At 64.5% G+C, this 16,979-nt stretch carries 14 protein-coding genes and 1 rRNA gene; 5 read left to right on the top strand and 10 right to left on the bottom strand.

What is annotated here, in order from left to right:
- From OXU42_00560 to OXU42_00520, 9 genes are all read right to left on the bottom strand, one after another.
- Positions 1 to 426 (bottom strand): 16S ribosomal RNA (locus OXU42_00560); the annotation flags it as partial.
- Between the two features lie 206 nt (positions 427 to 632).
- A complete protein-coding gene (gene tyrS / locus OXU42_00555) occupies positions 633 to 1,820 on the bottom strand; it encodes a tyrosine--tRNA ligase (protein MDE0027882.1) in 1,188 nt (395 codons plus the stop codon).
- 27 nt (positions 1,821 to 1,847) lie between these two features.
- Positions 1,848 to 3,386 (bottom strand): ribonuclease Y, encoded by a 1,539-nt coding sequence (gene rny / locus OXU42_00550; protein ID MDE0027881.1) that lies wholly within the window; start codon positions 3,384 to 3,386, stop codon positions 1,848 to 1,850.
- 64 nt (positions 3,387 to 3,450) lie between these two features.
- Complete coding sequence (locus tag OXU42_00545) at positions 3,451 to 4,044, bottom strand: 5-formyltetrahydrofolate cyclo-ligase (GenBank protein MDE0027880.1); 594 nt, start codon at positions 4,042 to 4,044, stop codon at positions 3,451 to 3,453.
- A 109-nt stretch (positions 4,045 to 4,153) separates the two neighbouring features.
- A complete protein-coding gene (locus OXU42_00540) occupies positions 4,154 to 4,432 on the bottom strand; it encodes a cell division protein ZapA (GenBank protein ID MDE0027879.1) in 279 nt (92 codons plus the stop codon).
- Positions 4,433 to 4,447: 15 nt separating this feature from the next.
- Entirely contained in the window at positions 4,448 to 4,675 is a 228-nt protein-coding gene (zapB, locus tag OXU42_00535) for a cell division protein ZapB (GenBank protein MDE0027878.1), read from the bottom strand.
- A 116-nt stretch (positions 4,676 to 4,791) separates the two neighbouring features.
- On the bottom strand, positions 4,792 to 5,706 hold the full coding sequence (ftsY, locus tag OXU42_00530; GenBank protein MDE0027877.1) for a signal recognition particle-docking protein FtsY: 915 nt from the start codon (positions 5,704 to 5,706) through the stop codon (positions 4,792 to 4,794).
- A 35-nt stretch (positions 5,707 to 5,741) separates the two neighbouring features.
- Entirely contained in the window at positions 5,742 to 9,299 is a 3,558-nt protein-coding gene (gene smc / locus OXU42_00525; GenBank protein ID MDE0027876.1) for a chromosome segregation protein SMC, read from the bottom strand.
- 136 nt (positions 9,300 to 9,435) lie between these two features.
- Entirely contained in the window at positions 9,436 to 10,044 is a 609-nt protein-coding gene (locus OXU42_00520) for an HNH endonuclease (protein MDE0027875.1), read from the bottom strand.
- Positions 10,045 to 10,279: 235 nt separating this feature from the next.
- Between OXU42_00520 and OXU42_00515 the strand changes: the two genes are divergently transcribed.
- From OXU42_00515 to OXU42_00495, 5 genes are all read left to right on the top strand, one after another.
- Positions 10,280 to 11,833, top strand: coding sequence for an Rne/Rng family ribonuclease (locus OXU42_00515; GenBank protein ID MDE0027874.1), 1,554 nt, complete (start codon positions 10,280 to 10,282; stop codon positions 11,831 to 11,833).
- 136 nt (positions 11,834 to 11,969) lie between these two features.
- Positions 11,970 to 12,656, top strand: a complete 687-nt coding sequence (gene phoU / locus OXU42_00510) for a phosphate signaling complex protein PhoU (protein MDE0027873.1) — start codon at positions 11,970 to 11,972, stop codon at positions 12,654 to 12,656.
- A gap of 22 nt (positions 12,657 to 12,678) precedes the next feature.
- Positions 12,679 to 13,389, top strand: coding sequence for a response regulator transcription factor (locus tag OXU42_00505; GenBank protein MDE0027872.1), 711 nt, complete (start codon positions 12,679 to 12,681; stop codon positions 13,387 to 13,389).
- Positions 13,390 to 13,403: 14 nt separating this feature from the next.
- Positions 13,404 to 14,759 (top strand): ATP-binding protein, encoded by a 1,356-nt coding sequence (locus tag OXU42_00500; GenBank protein MDE0027871.1) that lies wholly within the window; start codon positions 13,404 to 13,406, stop codon positions 14,757 to 14,759.
- 165 nt (positions 14,760 to 14,924) lie between these two features.
- Positions 14,925 to 16,286 (top strand): pyruvate carboxylase subunit B, encoded by a 1,362-nt coding sequence (locus OXU42_00495; protein ID MDE0027870.1) that lies wholly within the window; start codon positions 14,925 to 14,927, stop codon positions 16,284 to 16,286.
- Positions 16,287 to 16,337: 51 nt separating this feature from the next.
- Here the strand turns inward: OXU42_00495 and OXU42_00490 are convergent, their stop codons facing one another.
- The gene (locus tag OXU42_00490; protein ID MDE0027869.1) at positions 16,338 to 16,940 is read right to left on the bottom strand and encodes a tryptophan 7-halogenase; all 603 of its coding nucleotides are present in this window, start codon (positions 16,938 to 16,940) and stop codon (positions 16,338 to 16,340) included.
- Between the last annotated feature and the right edge of the window lie 39 nt (positions 16,941 to 16,979).

The raw sequence follows: 16,979 nt of genomic DNA, 5'->3' as shown, positions 1-16,979 counted from the left end.
TCATCACCCACGCGGCGTTGCTGGGTCAGGCTTTCGCCCATTGCCCAAGATTCCCTACTGCTGCCTCCCGTAGGAGTCTGGGCCGTGTCTCAGTCCCAGTGTGGCTGATCATCCTCTCAGACCAGCTATCCATCTCAGCCTTGGTAGGCCATTACCCCACCAACAAGCTAATGGTCCGCAGGCCCATCTCATGGCGTTAGCTTGCACGCAGAGGCCAACTTTTGCCGCTGGGGCCGAAGCCCCCGTGGTCTGATCCGGTATTAGCCCACCTTTCGGTAGGTTGTCCCGGTCCCTGAGGTAGGTTACCTACGTGTTACTCACCCGTGCGCCACTTTACTCATCCCCGAAGGGACTTTCTCGTACGACTTGCATGTATTAAGCACGCCGCCAGCGTTCGTTCTGAGCCAGGATCAAACTCTCGAAGAAAATTTTGCCGCTTGACGCGGCTCTTGACGAACAAGAACAGCACAGCGGCGACAAATTGAGAGCCCTGAACCTATTTCTGTCCCGTCAAGCGGGACAGCGCTACTATTTAGTTTTCAAAGACCGGGACCATCTGCCACGACGGCAGAGAAGACATTGTTTATCCCAAAGCCGGACCCATGTCAACAGGCCCGCCGAAAACTTTTCCCTTACTTCACCTGGGCGATACGGTTCTTCCCGACCTCCACGACACGGTGGACGTCCCTGTGGAACTCGAAGTTGGGATCGTCCACCACCGCGCCGTCCACGCGCACCGCGCGCTGCGCCACCAGCCGGCGCGCGTCGCTCCTGGAGCGGGCGAAATCCAGGTCCAGCAACAACTGGCAGACCCAGATCCGGTCGGGCGGCGAGAAGCTCTTGCGGATATCTCGTGGGATGTTCCGGCGCTGATGCCGCGTCTCGAAATACTCCTGGGCCGACTTGGCGGCCTCGTGCCCGTGAAACCGCGCCACGATCTCCGCGGCCAGGGCTTTCTTGACGTTCATGGGATGGACGGAGCCCGCCGCCACCGCGGTCTTCTCCCCGTGGATCTCCTCCATGGGACGGTCGCTGAGAAGCTCGGCGTAGCGCCACATCAGATCATCCGAGATCGACATCGTCCTGCCATACATCTCTTCGGGGGGCGCGGCGATGCCGATGTGGTTGTCGAGGCTCTTGCTCATCTTGTGAACGCCGTCGGTACCCTCCAGCAGCGGCATCATGCAGACCACCTGGGGCTCCATGCCCGTCTCCCGCTGAAGCTCGCGCCCCACCAGCAGGTTGAACTTCTGGTCCGTCCCGCCCAGCTCGACGTCGGCCTCGAGCACCACCGAGTCGTATCCCTGGATGAGGGGATACATGAACTCGTGGATGCCGATGGGTTCCCGCGCGTGGTACCGCTTCTTGAAGTCGTCCCGCTCCAGCATCCGGGCCACGGTGTATTTCCCGCTCAGATCCAACAGCCCGGCGGCGCCGAGCCGCTCCATCCACCGGCTGTTGAAGTCCACCACCGTGGTCGCGGGATCCAGGATCTTGAAGATCTGCTCCTTGTAGGTGGCCGCGTTCTCCAGGACCTCTTCCCGGCCGAGCTGCCTGCGCATCTCGGACTTGCCCGACGGATCCCCGATCATCCCGGTGAAATCTCCGATGAGAAAGATCACCTGGTGGCCGAGATCCTGGAACTGCTTCATCTTCTGGATGAGCACGGTGTGGCCAAGGTGCAGGTCCGGCGCCGTGGGGTCGAACCCGGTCTTGACCCGCAAAGGCGTCCCCTTCCTGAGTTTCCGGAGAAGCTCCTCCTCCGAAATGATCTCCACCGCGCCGCGCTTCAGGTGCTCCAGTTGCTCTTCAGGGCTCATGTTCATCTCGGCGGACAACCCTCCCCGTCAGCGCGCGTACTCCACGGCCCGCGTCTCCCGGATCACCGTCACCTTGATCTGGCCCGGGTAGGCCATCTCCTTCTCCACCTTCTTGGCCACGGCCCGAGCCATGGAGGCGGCCTCGTCATCCGACACCTGTGCCGCCTGGACCATGATCCTGAGTTCCCTTCCCGCCTGGACGGCGTAGGACTTTTCCACCCCCTTGAACGAATTGCTGATCCGTTCCAACTCCTCCAGCCTCCTGATGTAGGTCTCCAGCATCTCGCGGCGCGCGCCGGGACGCGCGCCCGAAAGGGCGTCCGCGGCATCCACGAGCGGAGCCAGTATGGTCTCGGCCCGGACCTCCTCGTGGTGCGCGGCAATGGCGTTCACGATCTTGGGCGACTCGCCGTACTTGCGTGCCAGCTCGCCGCCGATGATGGCGTGGGAGCCTTCCACCTCATGGTCGACGGCCTTGCCGATATCGTGCAGCAGCGCCGCGCGGCGGGCCTGTTTCTCGTTGAGGCCGAGCTCGGCGGCCATGGCGCCGCAGATGAAGGCCATTTCAATGGAGTGCAACAAGACGTTCTGGGCGTAACTGTAGCGGAACTTGAGCCGCCCCAGCAGCTTGACCAACTCGGGGTGAACGCCGTGGACGCCGACGTCGAACACCGCCTTCTGTCCGGCTTCCTTGATGACCTCGTCGACCTCTCTTTCGGAGCGGCGCACCACTTCCTCGATTCGCCCCGGATGAATGCGCCCGTCGGAGATGAGGGTTTCCAATGAAAGGCGGGCGATTTCCCGGCGAATCGGATTGTGTCCCGAGATGATCACGGATTCCGGCGTGTCGTCCACGATGAGGTCGATACCGGTGGCCGCCTCCAGCGCCCGGATGTTGCGCCCCTCGCGACCGATGATCCGGCCCTTCATCTCGTCATTGGGCAGGGAAACCACGGACACGGTGCGTTCCGCCACGAAGTCCCCGGCCAGACGCGCGATGGCCAGCGCGATCATCTTCTTGGCTTCGCGGTCCGCCTCCGCCCTGGCCTGCTCTTCCATGAGCCGTATGCGCCTGGCGGAGTCGTGCCTCGCCTCCTCCACCATCTCCTCCATCAGGCTCCTCTTCGCCTCTTCGCGGCTGATACCCGCGACGATCTCAAGCTGCCGGCTGGCCTCATCCAGCAGTCGCTGGGATTCCGCCTCTTTCTCGTCCAGCCCCTGCTCCCGCCTTTCGATCAGGCCCTCCCGGTTCGTCAAACCGGTTTCACGCTTCTCGAGGCTCTCCAGCCGCTTGTCCACGACCTCTTCTCTGGACTGCAACCTCCGCTCGCCCAGTTGCAGGTCCTTGCGCGCATCCCGAACCTCGTCCTCGAACTCGGAACGCGCCTTGAGTATCCTTTCCTTGGCCTCGACGTCCGCCTCCTTGAGGGCGGCCTCGGCCTGCCGGCGCGCATCCTCCAGAACTCGCGCGGCGTCGTTCCGGTCGCGCGACTCCCCGCGTTCGCGCAGCTTCCAGCGAACCAAAAGGACGGCCGCGACGGCGAGGCACCCTACGGCAACGCCCACAATCAGGGAAAACAAAGTTTCCAAGACAAGTTACCTCCCGGAAACCCGGGAACGTCGGGAAGATCTATACGTCGGGCTCGGCTCGGCGATGCTCCGACCCATCACAGGCTATGATTCTGCTCTCCGTCACGATGGTGTGGACCGGCAGATCTCCCCGCTCCACAGGCACTTCCTCAAGCAGTTGAAATTCGTAGGCCAAGGCAATTCTTGGCACGCACACATCCAGCCCCTCCAACCAGCGGTCGTACCAACCGCCGCCGCGACCGATGCGGTTTCCGTGTATGTCGAAAGCCACTCCCGGGACGAACACCGCGAGCGCATCCCCGCCGGATCCGGGCAACCGCTCATCTCCCTCCGGCTCAAGTATTCCGTACCGGCCCGGAACGAGGTCCCCCTTGGCCCGGACCCGGTATGCGCCGGCCACATCGCCGGTCACCTTGGGGTAGTACAGCCGCTTGCGGGCTTTCAGCGCGGCCCGAAAGATCTCCGATGTCTCGACTTCGTTGCCCAGCGGGCTGTAGAGGGCGACCGCCCGAGCGGCCAGGTAAGCGGGCAAGGCCAGCGCGCGCCGCTGGATCCCTTGTCCCCAGGCGCGGGCCAGCACGGGCGACAAAGCATCCCTTTTCGCCAGCACCGCGCCCCTGAGCGCCCGCTTCATGTTCCTTTCCTGGGAACTCACGTCAAGTCCCGAGTCGAGTTTGAAGCAGGGCGCCGTCGCGCCTGCTTCGTTCGACGCTCCGCGCGGGCGTCAACGGAAGGAGGGTCTTTCAGCTATCTTCGGACAACGCCGTCGTCAACCTCTCCAGCAACCGGTCCATCCGCGTCGAAGCCGCGTCGCAATCCTCCTTGAGCCGGTGGTATTCGTCGGCGATGTTGAGCGCCACGAGCATGGCGACGCTGTACTTGTTCTTTGACGCCATCGACTCGCTCACCTCGCGCATCTTGCCGTCGACATACTCCGCCACCCTGCGTATGTACTCTTCTTCGTCGTCACTCCGGAGAGTGACTTTCTGCCCCATGATCTGGACGTCGACTGCCCTTGGCATGAAGCCCCCGCGTCTTCAGGAGAGGTCGAGGTGCTCGAACCGACCGATAATCTTCGTCAAGCGATCCTTCAGCGCGGCGCGTTCACGCTCGTACCGTCGGATCTGTTCGTTCAGCGCCTTGAACTCCGTGTCCCGCTCCTGGAGGCACACTTCCGCCTGAGCCTTGGCCTGCTTCATCCGTCGATGCTGCTCGACCAGGCGATCCACCCACCGTTCCAATTGTTCAAGTTTATCGAGGTCCATGAAACAGCTACCGAACAAATCTTCAATCGATAGATTAGGATTTGCCGGAAGCCAATGTCAAGCAACACGCCAACCTTTTCCGGCCGGCGCCATGAACCTTTTCCGCGCCGGTTGCCTCACGGCGCGAAGAACGCCCGCGCGAACGCATCGGGGTCGAATTCCTGCAGATCGTCCACCCCTTCGCCCACGCCGACATACTCCATCGGAATGGCCAGCTCCTGCTGAATGCTCAGCACCACGCCGCCCTTGGCCGTGCCGTCGAGCTTGGTGAGCGCGATCCCGCTGACGGCCACCGCATCCTGAAATATCCTCGCCTGCACGACCGCGTTTTGCCCCGTGCTCGCATCCACCACCAGCAACGTCTCGTGCGGCGCCCCCTCCTGCACACGGCCGAGGACGCGGCGCATCTTCTTCAACTCCTCCACGAGGTTCACCTTGTTGTGCAGGCGGCCCGCGGTGTCGATGAGGAGGACGTCCGCCGCGCGTTTCTGAGCGGCCTGCGCGGCGTCGAACACCACCCCGGAAGGGTCCTGTCCCGGGCCATGCTTGATGACCTCCGCCCCGACCCGCTCTCCCCATATCTCGAGCTGCTCGATGGCTCCGGCGCGGAACGTGTCGGCCGCGGCCAGCAGCACCTTATTCCCGTCGCGACGGAGCCGGTACGCGAGCTTCCCGATGGTGGTCGTCTTGCCCACACCGTTCACGCCCACCACCATGACCACCCAGGGCTTGACCGCGTAGCGCCCGGAGCCGATCCCCGGACGTTCCTTCAGAAGGGTCGTGATTTCCTGTTGCAACAGCTCGGCGGCGGCGCCGTCGCGCGCGCGCGACGGCCCTCGCACCGAGTCGAGCAACCTCTGGGTCGCGCGCACGCCGAAGTCGGCTCCGAGCAGCACCTCCTCCAGAGCCTCCCAGTCCTCCTCCGACGGGTTCGTCCCCGTCAGTACCCGCTCCAGGCGCCCGGCCAGGACCTCCCGCGTCCGCGACAGACCCTGGCTGAGACGCGAAAACAACCCTTCCTTCCACGCCATGACACGACCTCGGAGATACCCGGCGAAACAGGCCTCTAGACCATTTCAACGGAAACGATCGTGGACACCCCGGGGTCTTCCATGGTGATGCCGTAGAGCACGTCCGCCGAGAGCATGGTCTGCTTGTTGTGGGTGATGATCATGAACTGCGACAGGTGCGTCATCTCTTTCACCATGTCGATGAAGCGCTCGAGGTTGACGTCGTCGAGCGGGGCATCGACCTCGTCGAGGAAGCAGAAAGGGCTGGGCTTGGTCAGGAAGATGGCGAAGAGCAGGCTGACCGCGGTCAAGGCCTTTTCGCCGCCCGAGAGCAGGCCCACGGACTGAAGCTTCTTGCCGGGCGGCTGCGCGACGATGTCGACCCCGGTCTCGAGGTAGTCGTTCTCGTCGGTCAGCAGCAGCGACGCCTTGCCACCCTGGAACAGCTTCGGAAAGATCACCTGGAACTGCCGGTTGATCTCCTCGAAGCTCTGCTTGAACCGCAGCCGGCAGATGCGGTTGAGCTTCGTGATGGTCTGCTGCAGGTCGGCCATGGAGCGTTCGAGGTCTTCCCGCTGCGCGGTCAGGAACCGGCTTCGTTCCGTCAGTTCCTCGAACTCACCGATGGCCCCGAGGTTGACCTCGCCCATGCGCTGAAGCCGCGCGCGCAACTCCGCGACCTCTTCGGACAGGTCGCCGGCGCTTTCGAGCGCATCGTCCGGCTTCACGGGAAGGTCCGGGAGCTCCACGCCGTACTTCTCCCGGATGTCGTCACACAGATAGCGCAAGTCCATGGATGTCTCGCGCTCGTGCAGTTGCAGTTGGTTCCCTTCCTGCTGCAACGCATCCACGTCCGGACGAATCCGGTGACCCGCCTCCTGCGCCTCGCGCGCGCGGCCGGCAAGTTCCCGCTGATCCTGCTGTCTCGCGGCCACCTCGGTCTCGAGACCGTCCGCCTCCACCCGCAACACCTCCACCCGCGATGCCGCCCGTTCGCGCGCCTCCCTCATCTCCCCGGCCTTCCGGTTCATTTCGGCGATGCGCGCTTCACGCTCGCGGAGTTGCACCGCGAGCTCGTCGCGCAGGCTGACCCGGTTGGCGAGGTTGGACCTGGCGTTCTCCGCCCTCTCCCTCGCCTCGGCCGCGCTCACGCGGCACCCGGTCAGGCGATCTTCAGCCGCGCGCAGTTCCTCGGCGGTCTCCCGCAGGGCCTCCTGGTTCTCACGCAACCGCGCCTGCGAAACCTCGTCTTCCCGGGCACTATCGACGATGGCCGTTTCGCATGCGGCGATGGACTCGTTCAGCGTCTGCACTTCGCCCGCCACGTGGCGCAGTTCCTGGGCGATGGTGGCCAGGTCCTGCTCGGACCGGGCCACCGCCTGGTCCGTGCGCAGCAATTCCTGCTCCCGCTGCACCTTCTTGACCGCCAATTCCTGGAGCTCCTGCCCAAGCCGCCGGTGTTCCGCGTCCATGGTTTCGAGGGCCGTGCGCCCCGCGGCCACACCCTCGCATTGCCGCCGCACCCCTTCCTCCCCGGAAACGACCTCTTCGTGCAACTCCTTGATCCTGCGGCGACGGGAGATCGGTCCCCCCTGCAGACTTTCGACGCTGCCGCCGGTGACCACCCCCATGGGATCGATGACCTCGCCGTCCAGGGTGACCAACGAGTGGCTGAAACCGTTGGCGCGCCACAACCCCAGTCCCGATTCCAGGTCCCTCACGACCGACACGTCGCCCAGCAGGTAGTCGGCCACGTCCCGGTACCCGTCCTTCACCCGGACCAGGCCCAGCAACGGCGCAATGACGTCGGGACCCGCCGGGGCCGGAGCGGCGGCGCCGTTGCAGCGCTCGAACCGGCGCGGGATGAAGCCGCCCCGCCCCGCCGATTCGCGCTTGAGGTACTCGATGGCCTCCACTCCCTCCCGGTGGCCCTGCACCACCACGTACTGAAGCCGCTCTCCCAGCACCGCCGTCAAGGCCTTCTCCACCTCTTCCGGAGCTTCGATGAAGTCCGCCACCACCCCGCATACCCCATCGGATCCGCCGTTGCTCTCATGCTTGACCATGACGGCGCGCACGCCTTCCTGATAGCCCTCGAAATTCTTCTGCAAGGTTTCCAGGGAACTCAGCGCGGAGCGCGCCTCCTGCAGCTCCTCCTTCAACCGGCCGAGGACGGCCTCATCCGCGGCCAGTTCGCACCGGCTTCGCTCCATCTCCGCGTCCGCGTGCCGCAGCGCATCCTCCATGGCGGCGGCGCGGGCCACGCAGCCGCCGAGATCCCGGGCTTCGCACGCGCGCTGCCGGCGCAGCGCTTCCAGCGCCTGCTCCATGGACTGCCGCTCGCCGTCCTTCTCCGCCGACTCCGTTCCCAGCCGTTCCAGCCGTTCCTGATGGCTCTGGCGCGAATTGACCAGGCGCGAGTGCTCGAACATCCGATCCGACCGCTCCTCCCGTTCACGCTCGACCGCCTGCTGGAGCTCGCCGATCCGCGCACGCAGACCCTCCGTCTCCGACTCCGTGCGCTCCACGCGTTCCGCTTCCCCGCGCCAAACCCGCGAGAAATCGTCGACCGCCTTGCCCAGGTCCTCGATCTCGCTCGCAACCGCCTCGAGCCGCGCGCTTGTCCGGACGGCCTCCTCGCGCGCGCTCCCGGCAAACCCGCGCGACTCCTCTTCGGCACGTTCGAAGAACTCGATCCGCTGTTCCTCCGCCTGCAGGCCGGACCTGGCCTGGTAGAGCCGCTCCTGCAGCGAACCGACAGCCTCCTCCACCTCCCGCAACGCGGCGCGGAGCCGCTCGCTTTCGGCCTCTTGCGCCTGCATCGCCGCCACCAGCGACGTGACGCGCTCCTCGACGGCGCGAATCGCCGCGCCGCGCTCGGCAAGCTCCCGTTCCAGGCGCCGTTTGCGTATGCCCGCCCAGCACAACTCCCGTTCCTTCAACTCCTCCTTGAGGTTCCGGTACCGCTCGGCCTTCCTCGCCTGCAACTCGATCTTGCGAAGCTGGCCTTCCACCTCGCGCACGATGTCGTTGACGCGCAGCAGGTTCTGGCGCGTGCGCTCCATCCTCCGCTCGGCCGCCTGCTTGCGGCTCTTGAAGCGGCTCGTGCCGGCGGCTTCCTCGATGACCCGGCGCCGGTCCTCGGGCTTGGCGTTGACCAGTTCCTCGACCCGCCCCTGTCCGATGATCGAATAGGACTTGTTGCCGATACCGGTCCCCAGAAACAGGTCCACGACGTCGCGCAGACGGCAGGGCACCCGGTTGATGAAGTATTCCGATTCACCCGAGCGGAACAGGCGCCGCGTGACGGCGATCTCGGCGAAGGCGGCGTAATCGGAGGGAGCGCTGTCATCGGCGTTGTCCAGCAGGACGGTGACCTCCGCCATGCCGATGGCCGCCAGCCGCTCGCTGCCGCCGAAGATGACGTCCTCCATGGACTGGCCGCGGAGATGGCGGGCGCTCTGCTCGCCCATGGCCCACCGAAGCGCGTCGACAATGTTGGATTTGCCGCACCCGTTGGGCCCCACGATGGCGGTGACGTCGGCGGTGAAGTTCAGGGCGGTCTTTTCGGCGAAAGACTTGAATCCCGAAATTTCCAGAGCCTTCAGACGCATGCGATGAATCCCGCGCCGCCGGCAAACGCGCCGGCGCGGTACCTCCATCGTATTTTATTCCACACGCGGGGGCGGGTGTCAAGGAAGTTTCACAATATGAAGTGATACCTGCGGTGGGTCACCACAACATGTGGGTTCAGGATGCGGCATCCTCCGGCACGGCGGCGCCCCGCGCGGAGGCCTCCACGGCGGGCAGGAAGGGCAGCCACTCGCGATGGCGCACACCGCCGCCGTCTTCCTGAACGAAAGGGGTCCACGTGGGCTTGTAGGGCTTCTGCAGCAGTTGCATCCGCGCTTCCTGGGGCGTCCGGCCTCCCTTCCTCCGGTTGCACGCGACGCAGGAGCAAACCACGTTGTCCCACCTGGAGGTGCCGCCGCGCGAACGGGGGATCACGTGGTCCAGATTGAGCTGTTGGCGCGGAAGCCGCTTCCCGCAGTACTGGCAGGTGGACTTGTCACGCGCGTAGATGTTGACGCGGCTGAAGCGCACCTGCCGCCTGGGCACGCGGTCGTAGCGCACCAGCAGGATGACCCGCGGAATCCGGATGGCGCGGTCCACCATGCCCACGGAATCCTCGTCCAGGGGGACCCTCAGCGCACTCCAGCGTTCGAAATCGAAAGTCTGGTACTGTTCGTTGACGACCTTGGCGATGCCGAGATACAGCAGCGAGAAGGCCCGGCGCACGGAAGTCACGTGTATCGGCAGGTACGAACGATTCAACATCAGCACCCTTGTGTGCATCACGGAACGGCCCGAGGCTACGACCCCCGTTTTCGCTTCCTGTCCTTTCAGCGTGTCCACAAAGTTCCCGTGTTGAGTTTACGGGAATCTAGCGTCCGGAACCTGCCGTGTCAAACACGCGCCCCGCAACGCGCACCGCGGCAGCTTGCCATTCCCCCGCGACTCGCCTATCCTGAACCTAGTGTGCCGCGTCACACTGGCATTCGACAGCCGTCCTATCCACGAAATCACGTGGCACATGAGACGCATTCTCATCAACACCACCCCCGAGGAAACCCGCATCGCAGTGATGGAGGACAACGCCCTGGCGGAGTTCCTCATCGAGCGCAACCAGGAAAGGGGCTGTGTCGGCAACATCTACAAAGGCCGCGTAGGGCGCGTCCTGCCCGGGATGCAGGCCGCGTTCGTGGACATCGGCCTGGAGAAGGCCGCGTTCCTTCATGCGTCCGACGTCGGCCCTCCGTCGGGCGGCTTCCCCGCGACGGTGTCGGAGAACGGTGACGAGGTGCTGCTCGAGACCCGGCCCGACCCGAGCCCGCAACGAATCGAGCAGCAACTGAGCCCGGCCCAGGAAATCCTGGTTCAGGTGGCCAAGGATCCCCTGGGAATGAAAGGGGCCCGCGTCACCGCCCACATCTCCCTGCCCGGACGGTTCCTGGTCTTCATGCCCGGCACCCGCCACGTGGCGGTTTCCCGCAAGATCGAGGACGACAAGGAACGGAAACGGCTGAAGGAGATCGTCCAGGAACTGGCGCGGGAAGACGACGGATTCATCATCCGCACGGCTTGTGAGGGGCGCAACAAGAAGGACATCCAAAGCGACGTCCGGTTCCTCACGAAGCTCTGGGACCGGATCCGCAAACAACTGGACTCCGCCGCGACACCTGAACTGATCCACCCGGACCTGGACCTCGTCCCGCGTACCATCCGCGACTTCTTCAACGCCAACACCGAGGAGGTGGTGGTCGACCAACCCAACGAGTACCGGCGCGTGGTCGAGTTCGTGCAGCAGTTCATGCCACGCCTGAAGAGCCGCGTGACGCTGTACGAGAGCCCCGAGCCGCTGCTCGACCGCTATGAGATCGAACGCAAGATCCGCAAGGCGCTGGAACCCAAGATCTGGCTGAATTCGGGAGGACACATCAACATCGAGCAAACCGAGGCGCTCACCGCGGTGGACGTGAACACCGGCCGCTACGTGGGCAAGAAGGACCTCGAAGCCACGGTGCTCAAGATCAATCTGGAGGCGACGCGCGAGGTCGTGCATCAACTGCGCCTGCGCAACGTGGGCGGCATCATCATCATCGACTTCATCGACATGGCGCAGGCCGCCAACCGGAAGAAGGTCTACGAAGCTCTGAGAGAAGCGGTGAAGCAGGACAAGGCCAGGACGCGCGTGCTGCCCGTCTCCAGGCTTGGGCTCGTGGAGATGACCCGGCAGCGCACCCGGGAGAACCTCGGCAACCTGCTGCTGGTCCCGTGTCCCCAGTGCGCCGGGCGCGGCCGGGTCCGGTCCCAACCCACCATCGCCTACGAGCTGCTGCGCGACATCAAGCGCGAGAGCGCCCAGCTCGCCAACGGCGGGCGCATTACCGTGCACGTGCACCCGGGCATCGCCAACTTCCTCTACGACCAGGCCAGCGAGGGCCTGGAGGCGCTCGAGCGCGAGATCCATCGCCAGGTCATCATCAAGGCCAACTCGGAGCTGCATCCGGAAGCGTACCGGATCGAGGGCGGCCAGGGCGCTTCGGCGCACGGCGGCAACGGCAGCGCGTCCGACGCAGACGCTTGACGGCCCCGGAACTGCTTGAAAGTCCACTGATTTAATGTGATCGTAACCTCGCCGTAACCCGGATGGCCGACATGACATGAGATGACCTTTTCAAGTGTCATGATCTACCGTGGACGCCAGATCGACGAGGTTGGCCATGCGCCCCGAGCACACGGATCGAAAATACGAAGAAGAGCTCAAGTCCCTGCGTGAAAGGATCATTCAGATGGGCGGGCTGGTCGAGGATCAGATCGCCCGCGCCATCAGGTCCTTGGTGGACCGCGAAGCACCGCTCGCGGAGGGCGTCATCCAGCGGGACGCCGAGGTCAACCAGATGGACGCCGAAATCGACGAGTTGTGCGTGCGCCTGATCGCACTGCACCAGCCGGCGGCGAAGGACCTCCGCTTCGTCACGACGGCGCTCAAGATCACCACCGACCTGGAGCGGATCGGGGACATCGCGGTCAACATCTCCGAGCGCTCCCTGGAGCTGATCCGGGAGGCTCCGCTCAAGCCCTACATCGATCTCCCGCGCATGGCCGAGATCAGCCGGAGGATGATCTCCGAGAGCCTCAACGCCTTCGTCCAGGAGGACACGATGCTCGCGTTGAAGGTGTGTCAGGACGATCAGGAGATCGACGACCTGAACGAACAGATCTTCCGCGAGACGGTTTCCTACATGATCACCGAGCCCAGGACCATCAACCGGGCGATGAAGATCACCTTCCTCTCCAAGTACCTGGAACGGATCGCGGACCACGCCACCAACATCGCCGAAATGGTCATCTTCCTGGTCAAGGGGAAAAGCATACGCCACGTGAAGGAAGTGCCCCGGACCATTTGAAGACCGGGCCCCGAGGAGTTCCATGGCGGACAAAATCCTCGTCGTGGAAGACGAGGCGGACATTCGCAAGCTCATCACCTACCATCTGAGTCAGGAGCGTTTTCGCGTGCTCGAAGCCGAGAACGGCGAAGACGCCCTGGATCTCGTCCAGCAGGAACCCCCGAGGCTGATCGTCCTGGATCTGATGTTGCCGAACCTTTCCGGGCTCGACTTCTGCAAGATCATCCGGCAAAACCCGGAAACCGCCCAGACGCCGATCCTTATGCTGACGGCCAAGGCGGGCGAGGCCGACCGCGTGGTAGGCCTGGAACTGGGCGCCGACGACTACATCACCAAGCCCTTCAGCCCCAGGGAAATGGTGGCGCGGGTGAAGGCCGTGCTTCGGCGCACCGAAACCCAGACGTCGCCGGACGTCTCCGAGATATACGCGAAGGGACCCCTGCGCGTTGACTTCACCACGTACGAAGTGCACGTCGCCGGAAGGCCCGTGAAGCTCACGCTCAAGGGGTTTGAAGTGCTCCGGTTTCTGATTCAGAATCGAAATCGGGTACTGAGCCGGGACCAGATTCTGGACGGTGTCTGGCGGTCCGACGTCTACGTGACGCCGCGCACGGTGGACGTGCATATCAGGCGCATCCGGGAAGCCCTCGAACACGACGACCGCAATCCCGAGTGGATCGTGACGGTACGCGGCGTGGGCTACAAACTGGACGAAAGAACTCTGGAAGAATAACGGAAGGACACGCCGTGGACTCCTGGTTTACGATGCTGTTCTGGTTGCTGTCCGCGCTGGCGGTCGCGGGTTCCGTCGTGTGGCTGCGACGCTCACGCCGCCGTGTCGCGGACATGGTGGCCTTCTGCCGGAAGGCCGGCGCGGGTACGCCGTCCGGCAAGGTGCTCGCGGTCCGTCGCCAGGATGACCTCGGAGAGTTGGAACAGGGCCTCAACGAGTTGGCGCAGGCTTTCACCGGCCGCCTCGAGGACATGAAGGCGGAAAGGGAACGGCTCCAGTCCATCCTGAGCTGCATGATGGAAGGGGTCATCGTGCTGGACACCAAGGGCAAGGTCGTCCTTGTGAACCAGACGGCCCACAGGATCTTCGAGCTGCCGCCGGACGACAGCGTGCTGGGCATGTCCACGGTCGAGGTTTCCCGCCATCCCGAGATGCAGGCGCTCATCCAGGAAGTGCTGTACAGCGACACCGACTGCGACTCCGTCCACCGGGAGTTGTCGCTGGGGGACGACCGCTGGTTCGCCGCCAACGCGGTACGCCTGGAGCATTCCCGACAGGGACTCCTGGGCTACGTGCTGGTCTTCCATGAAGTCAGCGAGCTGAAACGGCTTGAACGGATCCGCGCCGACTTCGTGGCCAACGTATCCCACGAGATGCGCACGCCGCTGACCGCCATCCAGGGCTACGCCGAGACGCTGCTGCACAACCCCCCCAACGACCCCCGCATGGCGCGGCAATTCCTCAACATCGTTACGCGCCACTCCGAGCGCCTCGGCCGCTTGATCGACGACCTGTTGGCGCTGTCCGATCTGGAAATGGGCAACGTGAACGTGCGCATGAAGGAGGTGGCCGTCCAACCGTTGCTGGACCGGGTCCTGGAGCTGTTCCGCGACCAAGCCCGGAAGAAGCGCATCCGGCTGCGCGCGGAGGTCGGGACGGAAACTCCGATAGTCCTCGGAGACGAGGACCGGCTCCAGCAGTTGCTCATCAACCTCGTCGACAACGCCCTCAAGTACACCCCCGAGGACGGCAGCGTGAGGGTCCAGGCCGACCTGGAGCCCGTCACCAACGGCGCCGACCCGCCCAGGGTCGCGCTGAGAGTGTCCGATACCGGTTGCGGCATCCCCGACAAGGACCTCCCACGACTCACGGAACGCTTCTATCGGGTCGACAAGGCGCGTTCGCGGGAATTGGGGGGCACCGGACTCGGCCTGGCCATCGTCAAACACATCGCCCAGGCCCACGATGGGGAGTTGAAAATCCAGAGCCAACTCGGAAAGGGCACCCAGGTATCCGTCTATCTGCATGGGACCTACGGTCCCCTGGCGCTGCCCTTTCCACGACCCGCGGTCAAGCCCGTCGTGGCCTGAGGCATCCCCGCCCGCGCCGCCTGCCCTCCGCACAAGCGCGATTTGTTTGCAAATTCGTGACGCTTGCCGTAGTTTAGTGTGCTGTTCCACGTAGTTCTTTACCGATATGAATTTCCGGTGCGCCGGCGAACACGCCGCACCCCCTTGCGAGCTTAGGAGACACTGATGGACGGGAAGAAAGTCGGGATCATGGAAACCGTGCTCAGGGACGCTCACCAGTCCCTGCTGGCAACGCGCATGCGCACCGAGGACATGCTGCCCATCGCGGCCGAGATCGACAAGGTCGGGTTCTGGTCCGTGGAGATGTGGGGCGGAGCCACCTTCGACGCCTGTCTGCGGTACCTGAACGAGTGTCCCTGGGAGCGCCTGCGGCTGATCCGCGCGGCCATGCCCAACACCCGGCTGCAGATGCTGCTGCGAGGCCAGAACATCGTAGGGTACCGCAACTACCCGGACGACGCCGTCGAGTCCTTCGTGGAGAGGTCCGCGGAGAACGGCATCGACGTCTTCCGGGTGTTCGACGCCATGAACGACATCCGCAACATGAAGACCTCCATGGAAGCGGTCAAGCGCACCGGCAAGACCCTGGAGGCCGCGGTGTCGTACACCATCAGTCCGGTGCACTCGACGCAGTACTTCGTCGACTTCGCCCAACAGCTTGTGGACGCCGGCACCGACGTGCTGGCGGTGAAGGACATGGCCGGCCTGCTGTCGCCGTACGTGGCCCAGGATCTCATCGGCGCGCTGAAGGAACGGTTCGACATCCCCGTCCACCTGCACTCCCACTGCACCACCGGCATGGCGCAGATGGCCTACATCATGGCCGTCGAAGCCGGGGTGGACATCATCGACACGGCCATTTCCACGCTTTCCGACGGCACTTCCCAGCCCGCTACCGAAGCCGTGGTGGTGGCCCTTAGGGGCACGCCTTACGACACCGGCCTCGACCTGCGGCAACTGGCCGGCATCGCCGCCTACTTCAACCAGGTGCGCGGCAAGTACAGCGAGTTCGAGAGCCCCATCAGCAACCGCGTCAACGCCGACATCGTCGAGTCGCAGATCCCCGGCGGCATGCTCTCGAACCTGGTGTCCCAGTTGCGGCAGCAGAACGCCGAGAACCGGCTGGACGAGGTGCTCGAAGAGGTCCAGGCGGTGCGCAAGGACCTGGGCTACCCGCCGCTGGTGACGCCCACCAGCCAGATCGTCGGTTCCCAGGCCACCCTGAATGTCCTCATGGGCAAACGCTACGGCGTGGTGACCATGGAAGTGCGCAACTACGTCATGGGGCACTACGGGGAGCCGCCGGGCACGGTGAGCGAGGAGATGAAGGCCATGGTCCTGGGCAAGAAGGACCCCATCACCTGCCGCCCCGCCGACCTGCTGAAGCCGCGCATGGAGGAGGCCCGCAAGGAGATCGGCGACCTCGCCGCCAGCGAGGAGGACGTGCTCTCCTACACGTTGTTCCCGGACGTCGCCAAGGACTACTTCGAGCGGCGCGGACAGGAACAGGCCACCGCCGCCGGCTAGCCGGCGGCCCCGCATGTCCTTGCGAAGCCGCCGGATCAGCCGGACGGGACGCTACCAGCCAAGGCCCTGGGACACCTGCGCATAGCTGGTGAGAGGGACCGCGCACATCCGCTCCCAGTCCGCCTTGTCGATGACCGGCCGGTTCAACAGTTCGATCATTTCGTCGAATTTGCGGAGCGCGTCGCAACCCACCACCTCGGGGTCCGCCGCCTGACGGTGTCTCGGCCAGACTTGGTCACGGGCGTGGCGCCAGAATTCGCTGTCGTACCTGGAGCCGCGGGAGTAGTGCCAACCGACGAACAGGCCGTAGCGGAGCATGCTGCCGACGAGAAACCGGTTCACCACCGGCGCGTCGCGTTCAACGTTTTCCGGCGAACGGTTCAAGCGCATGTGCAGGACCATCCCGACCTGCAACTGGGCGGATACGATGGCCGTTGCCTCCAGCGGCTCCATGAAGGCCGCCGCGTTGCCGATGCGCGCGACAGCGCCGTCATACATCCGGCGGTGTACGAAGTTGGGAAACGGAATGACGGCGCGCTGCTCGAATTCCGATACGCCGTCGGCTTCGAGGAACGCGTCGAAGTCCGCTTCGACTTCGGCAGGGCTCGATACATCGCGGTTGAAGATGTACCCGTAGGCACTGCTGTCCCACAGATTTCAGGCGAGGGGGAGTTGGAGTTGAGGAGGCGGGTC

This window comes from Deltaproteobacteria bacterium (assembly GCA_028818775.1).
GTDB lineage: Bacteria > Desulfobacterota > Binatia > UBA9968 > JAJDTQ01 > JAJDTQ01.
Note: the sequence above shows the minus strand (reverse complement) of the source record. Positions and strands in the feature narration are given on the sequence as shown.

What these genes read in the sequence shown, in the direction of transcription:
- tyrS (MDE0027882.1), bottom strand. Translation starts at nt 1,820, where the DNA reads ATGAGCCCTGAAGAGCAACTGGAGCACCTGAAGCGCGGCGCGGTGGAG.
- OXU42_00545 (MDE0027880.1), bottom strand. Translation starts at nt 4,044, where the DNA reads ATGAAGCGGGCGCTCAGGGGCGCGGTGCTGGCGAAAAGGGATGCTTTG.
- OXU42_00540 (MDE0027879.1), bottom strand. Translation starts at nt 4,432, where the DNA reads ATGCCAAGGGCAGTCGACGTCCAGATCATGGGGCAGAAAGTCACTCTC.
- zapB (MDE0027878.1), bottom strand. Translation starts at nt 4,675, where the DNA reads ATGGACCTCGATAAACTTGAACAATTGGAACGGTGGGTGGATCGCCTG.
- ftsY (MDE0027877.1), bottom strand. Translation starts at nt 5,706, where the DNA reads ATGGCGTGGAAGGAAGGGTTGTTTTCGCGTCTCAGCCAGGGTCTGTCG.
- smc (MDE0027876.1), bottom strand. Translation starts at nt 9,299, where the DNA reads ATGCGTCTGAAGGCTCTGGAAATTTCGGGATTCAAGTCTTTCGCCGAA.
- OXU42_00515 (MDE0027874.1), top strand. Translation starts at nt 10,280, where the DNA reads ATGAGACGCATTCTCATCAACACCACCCCCGAGGAAACCCGCATCGCA.
- phoU (MDE0027873.1), top strand. Translation starts at nt 11,970, where the DNA reads ATGCGCCCCGAGCACACGGATCGAAAATACGAAGAAGAGCTCAAGTCC.
- OXU42_00505 (MDE0027872.1), top strand. Translation starts at nt 12,679, where the DNA reads ATGGCGGACAAAATCCTCGTCGTGGAAGACGAGGCGGACATTCGCAAG.
- OXU42_00495 (MDE0027870.1), top strand. Translation starts at nt 14,925, where the DNA reads ATGGACGGGAAGAAAGTCGGGATCATGGAAACCGTGCTCAGGGACGCT.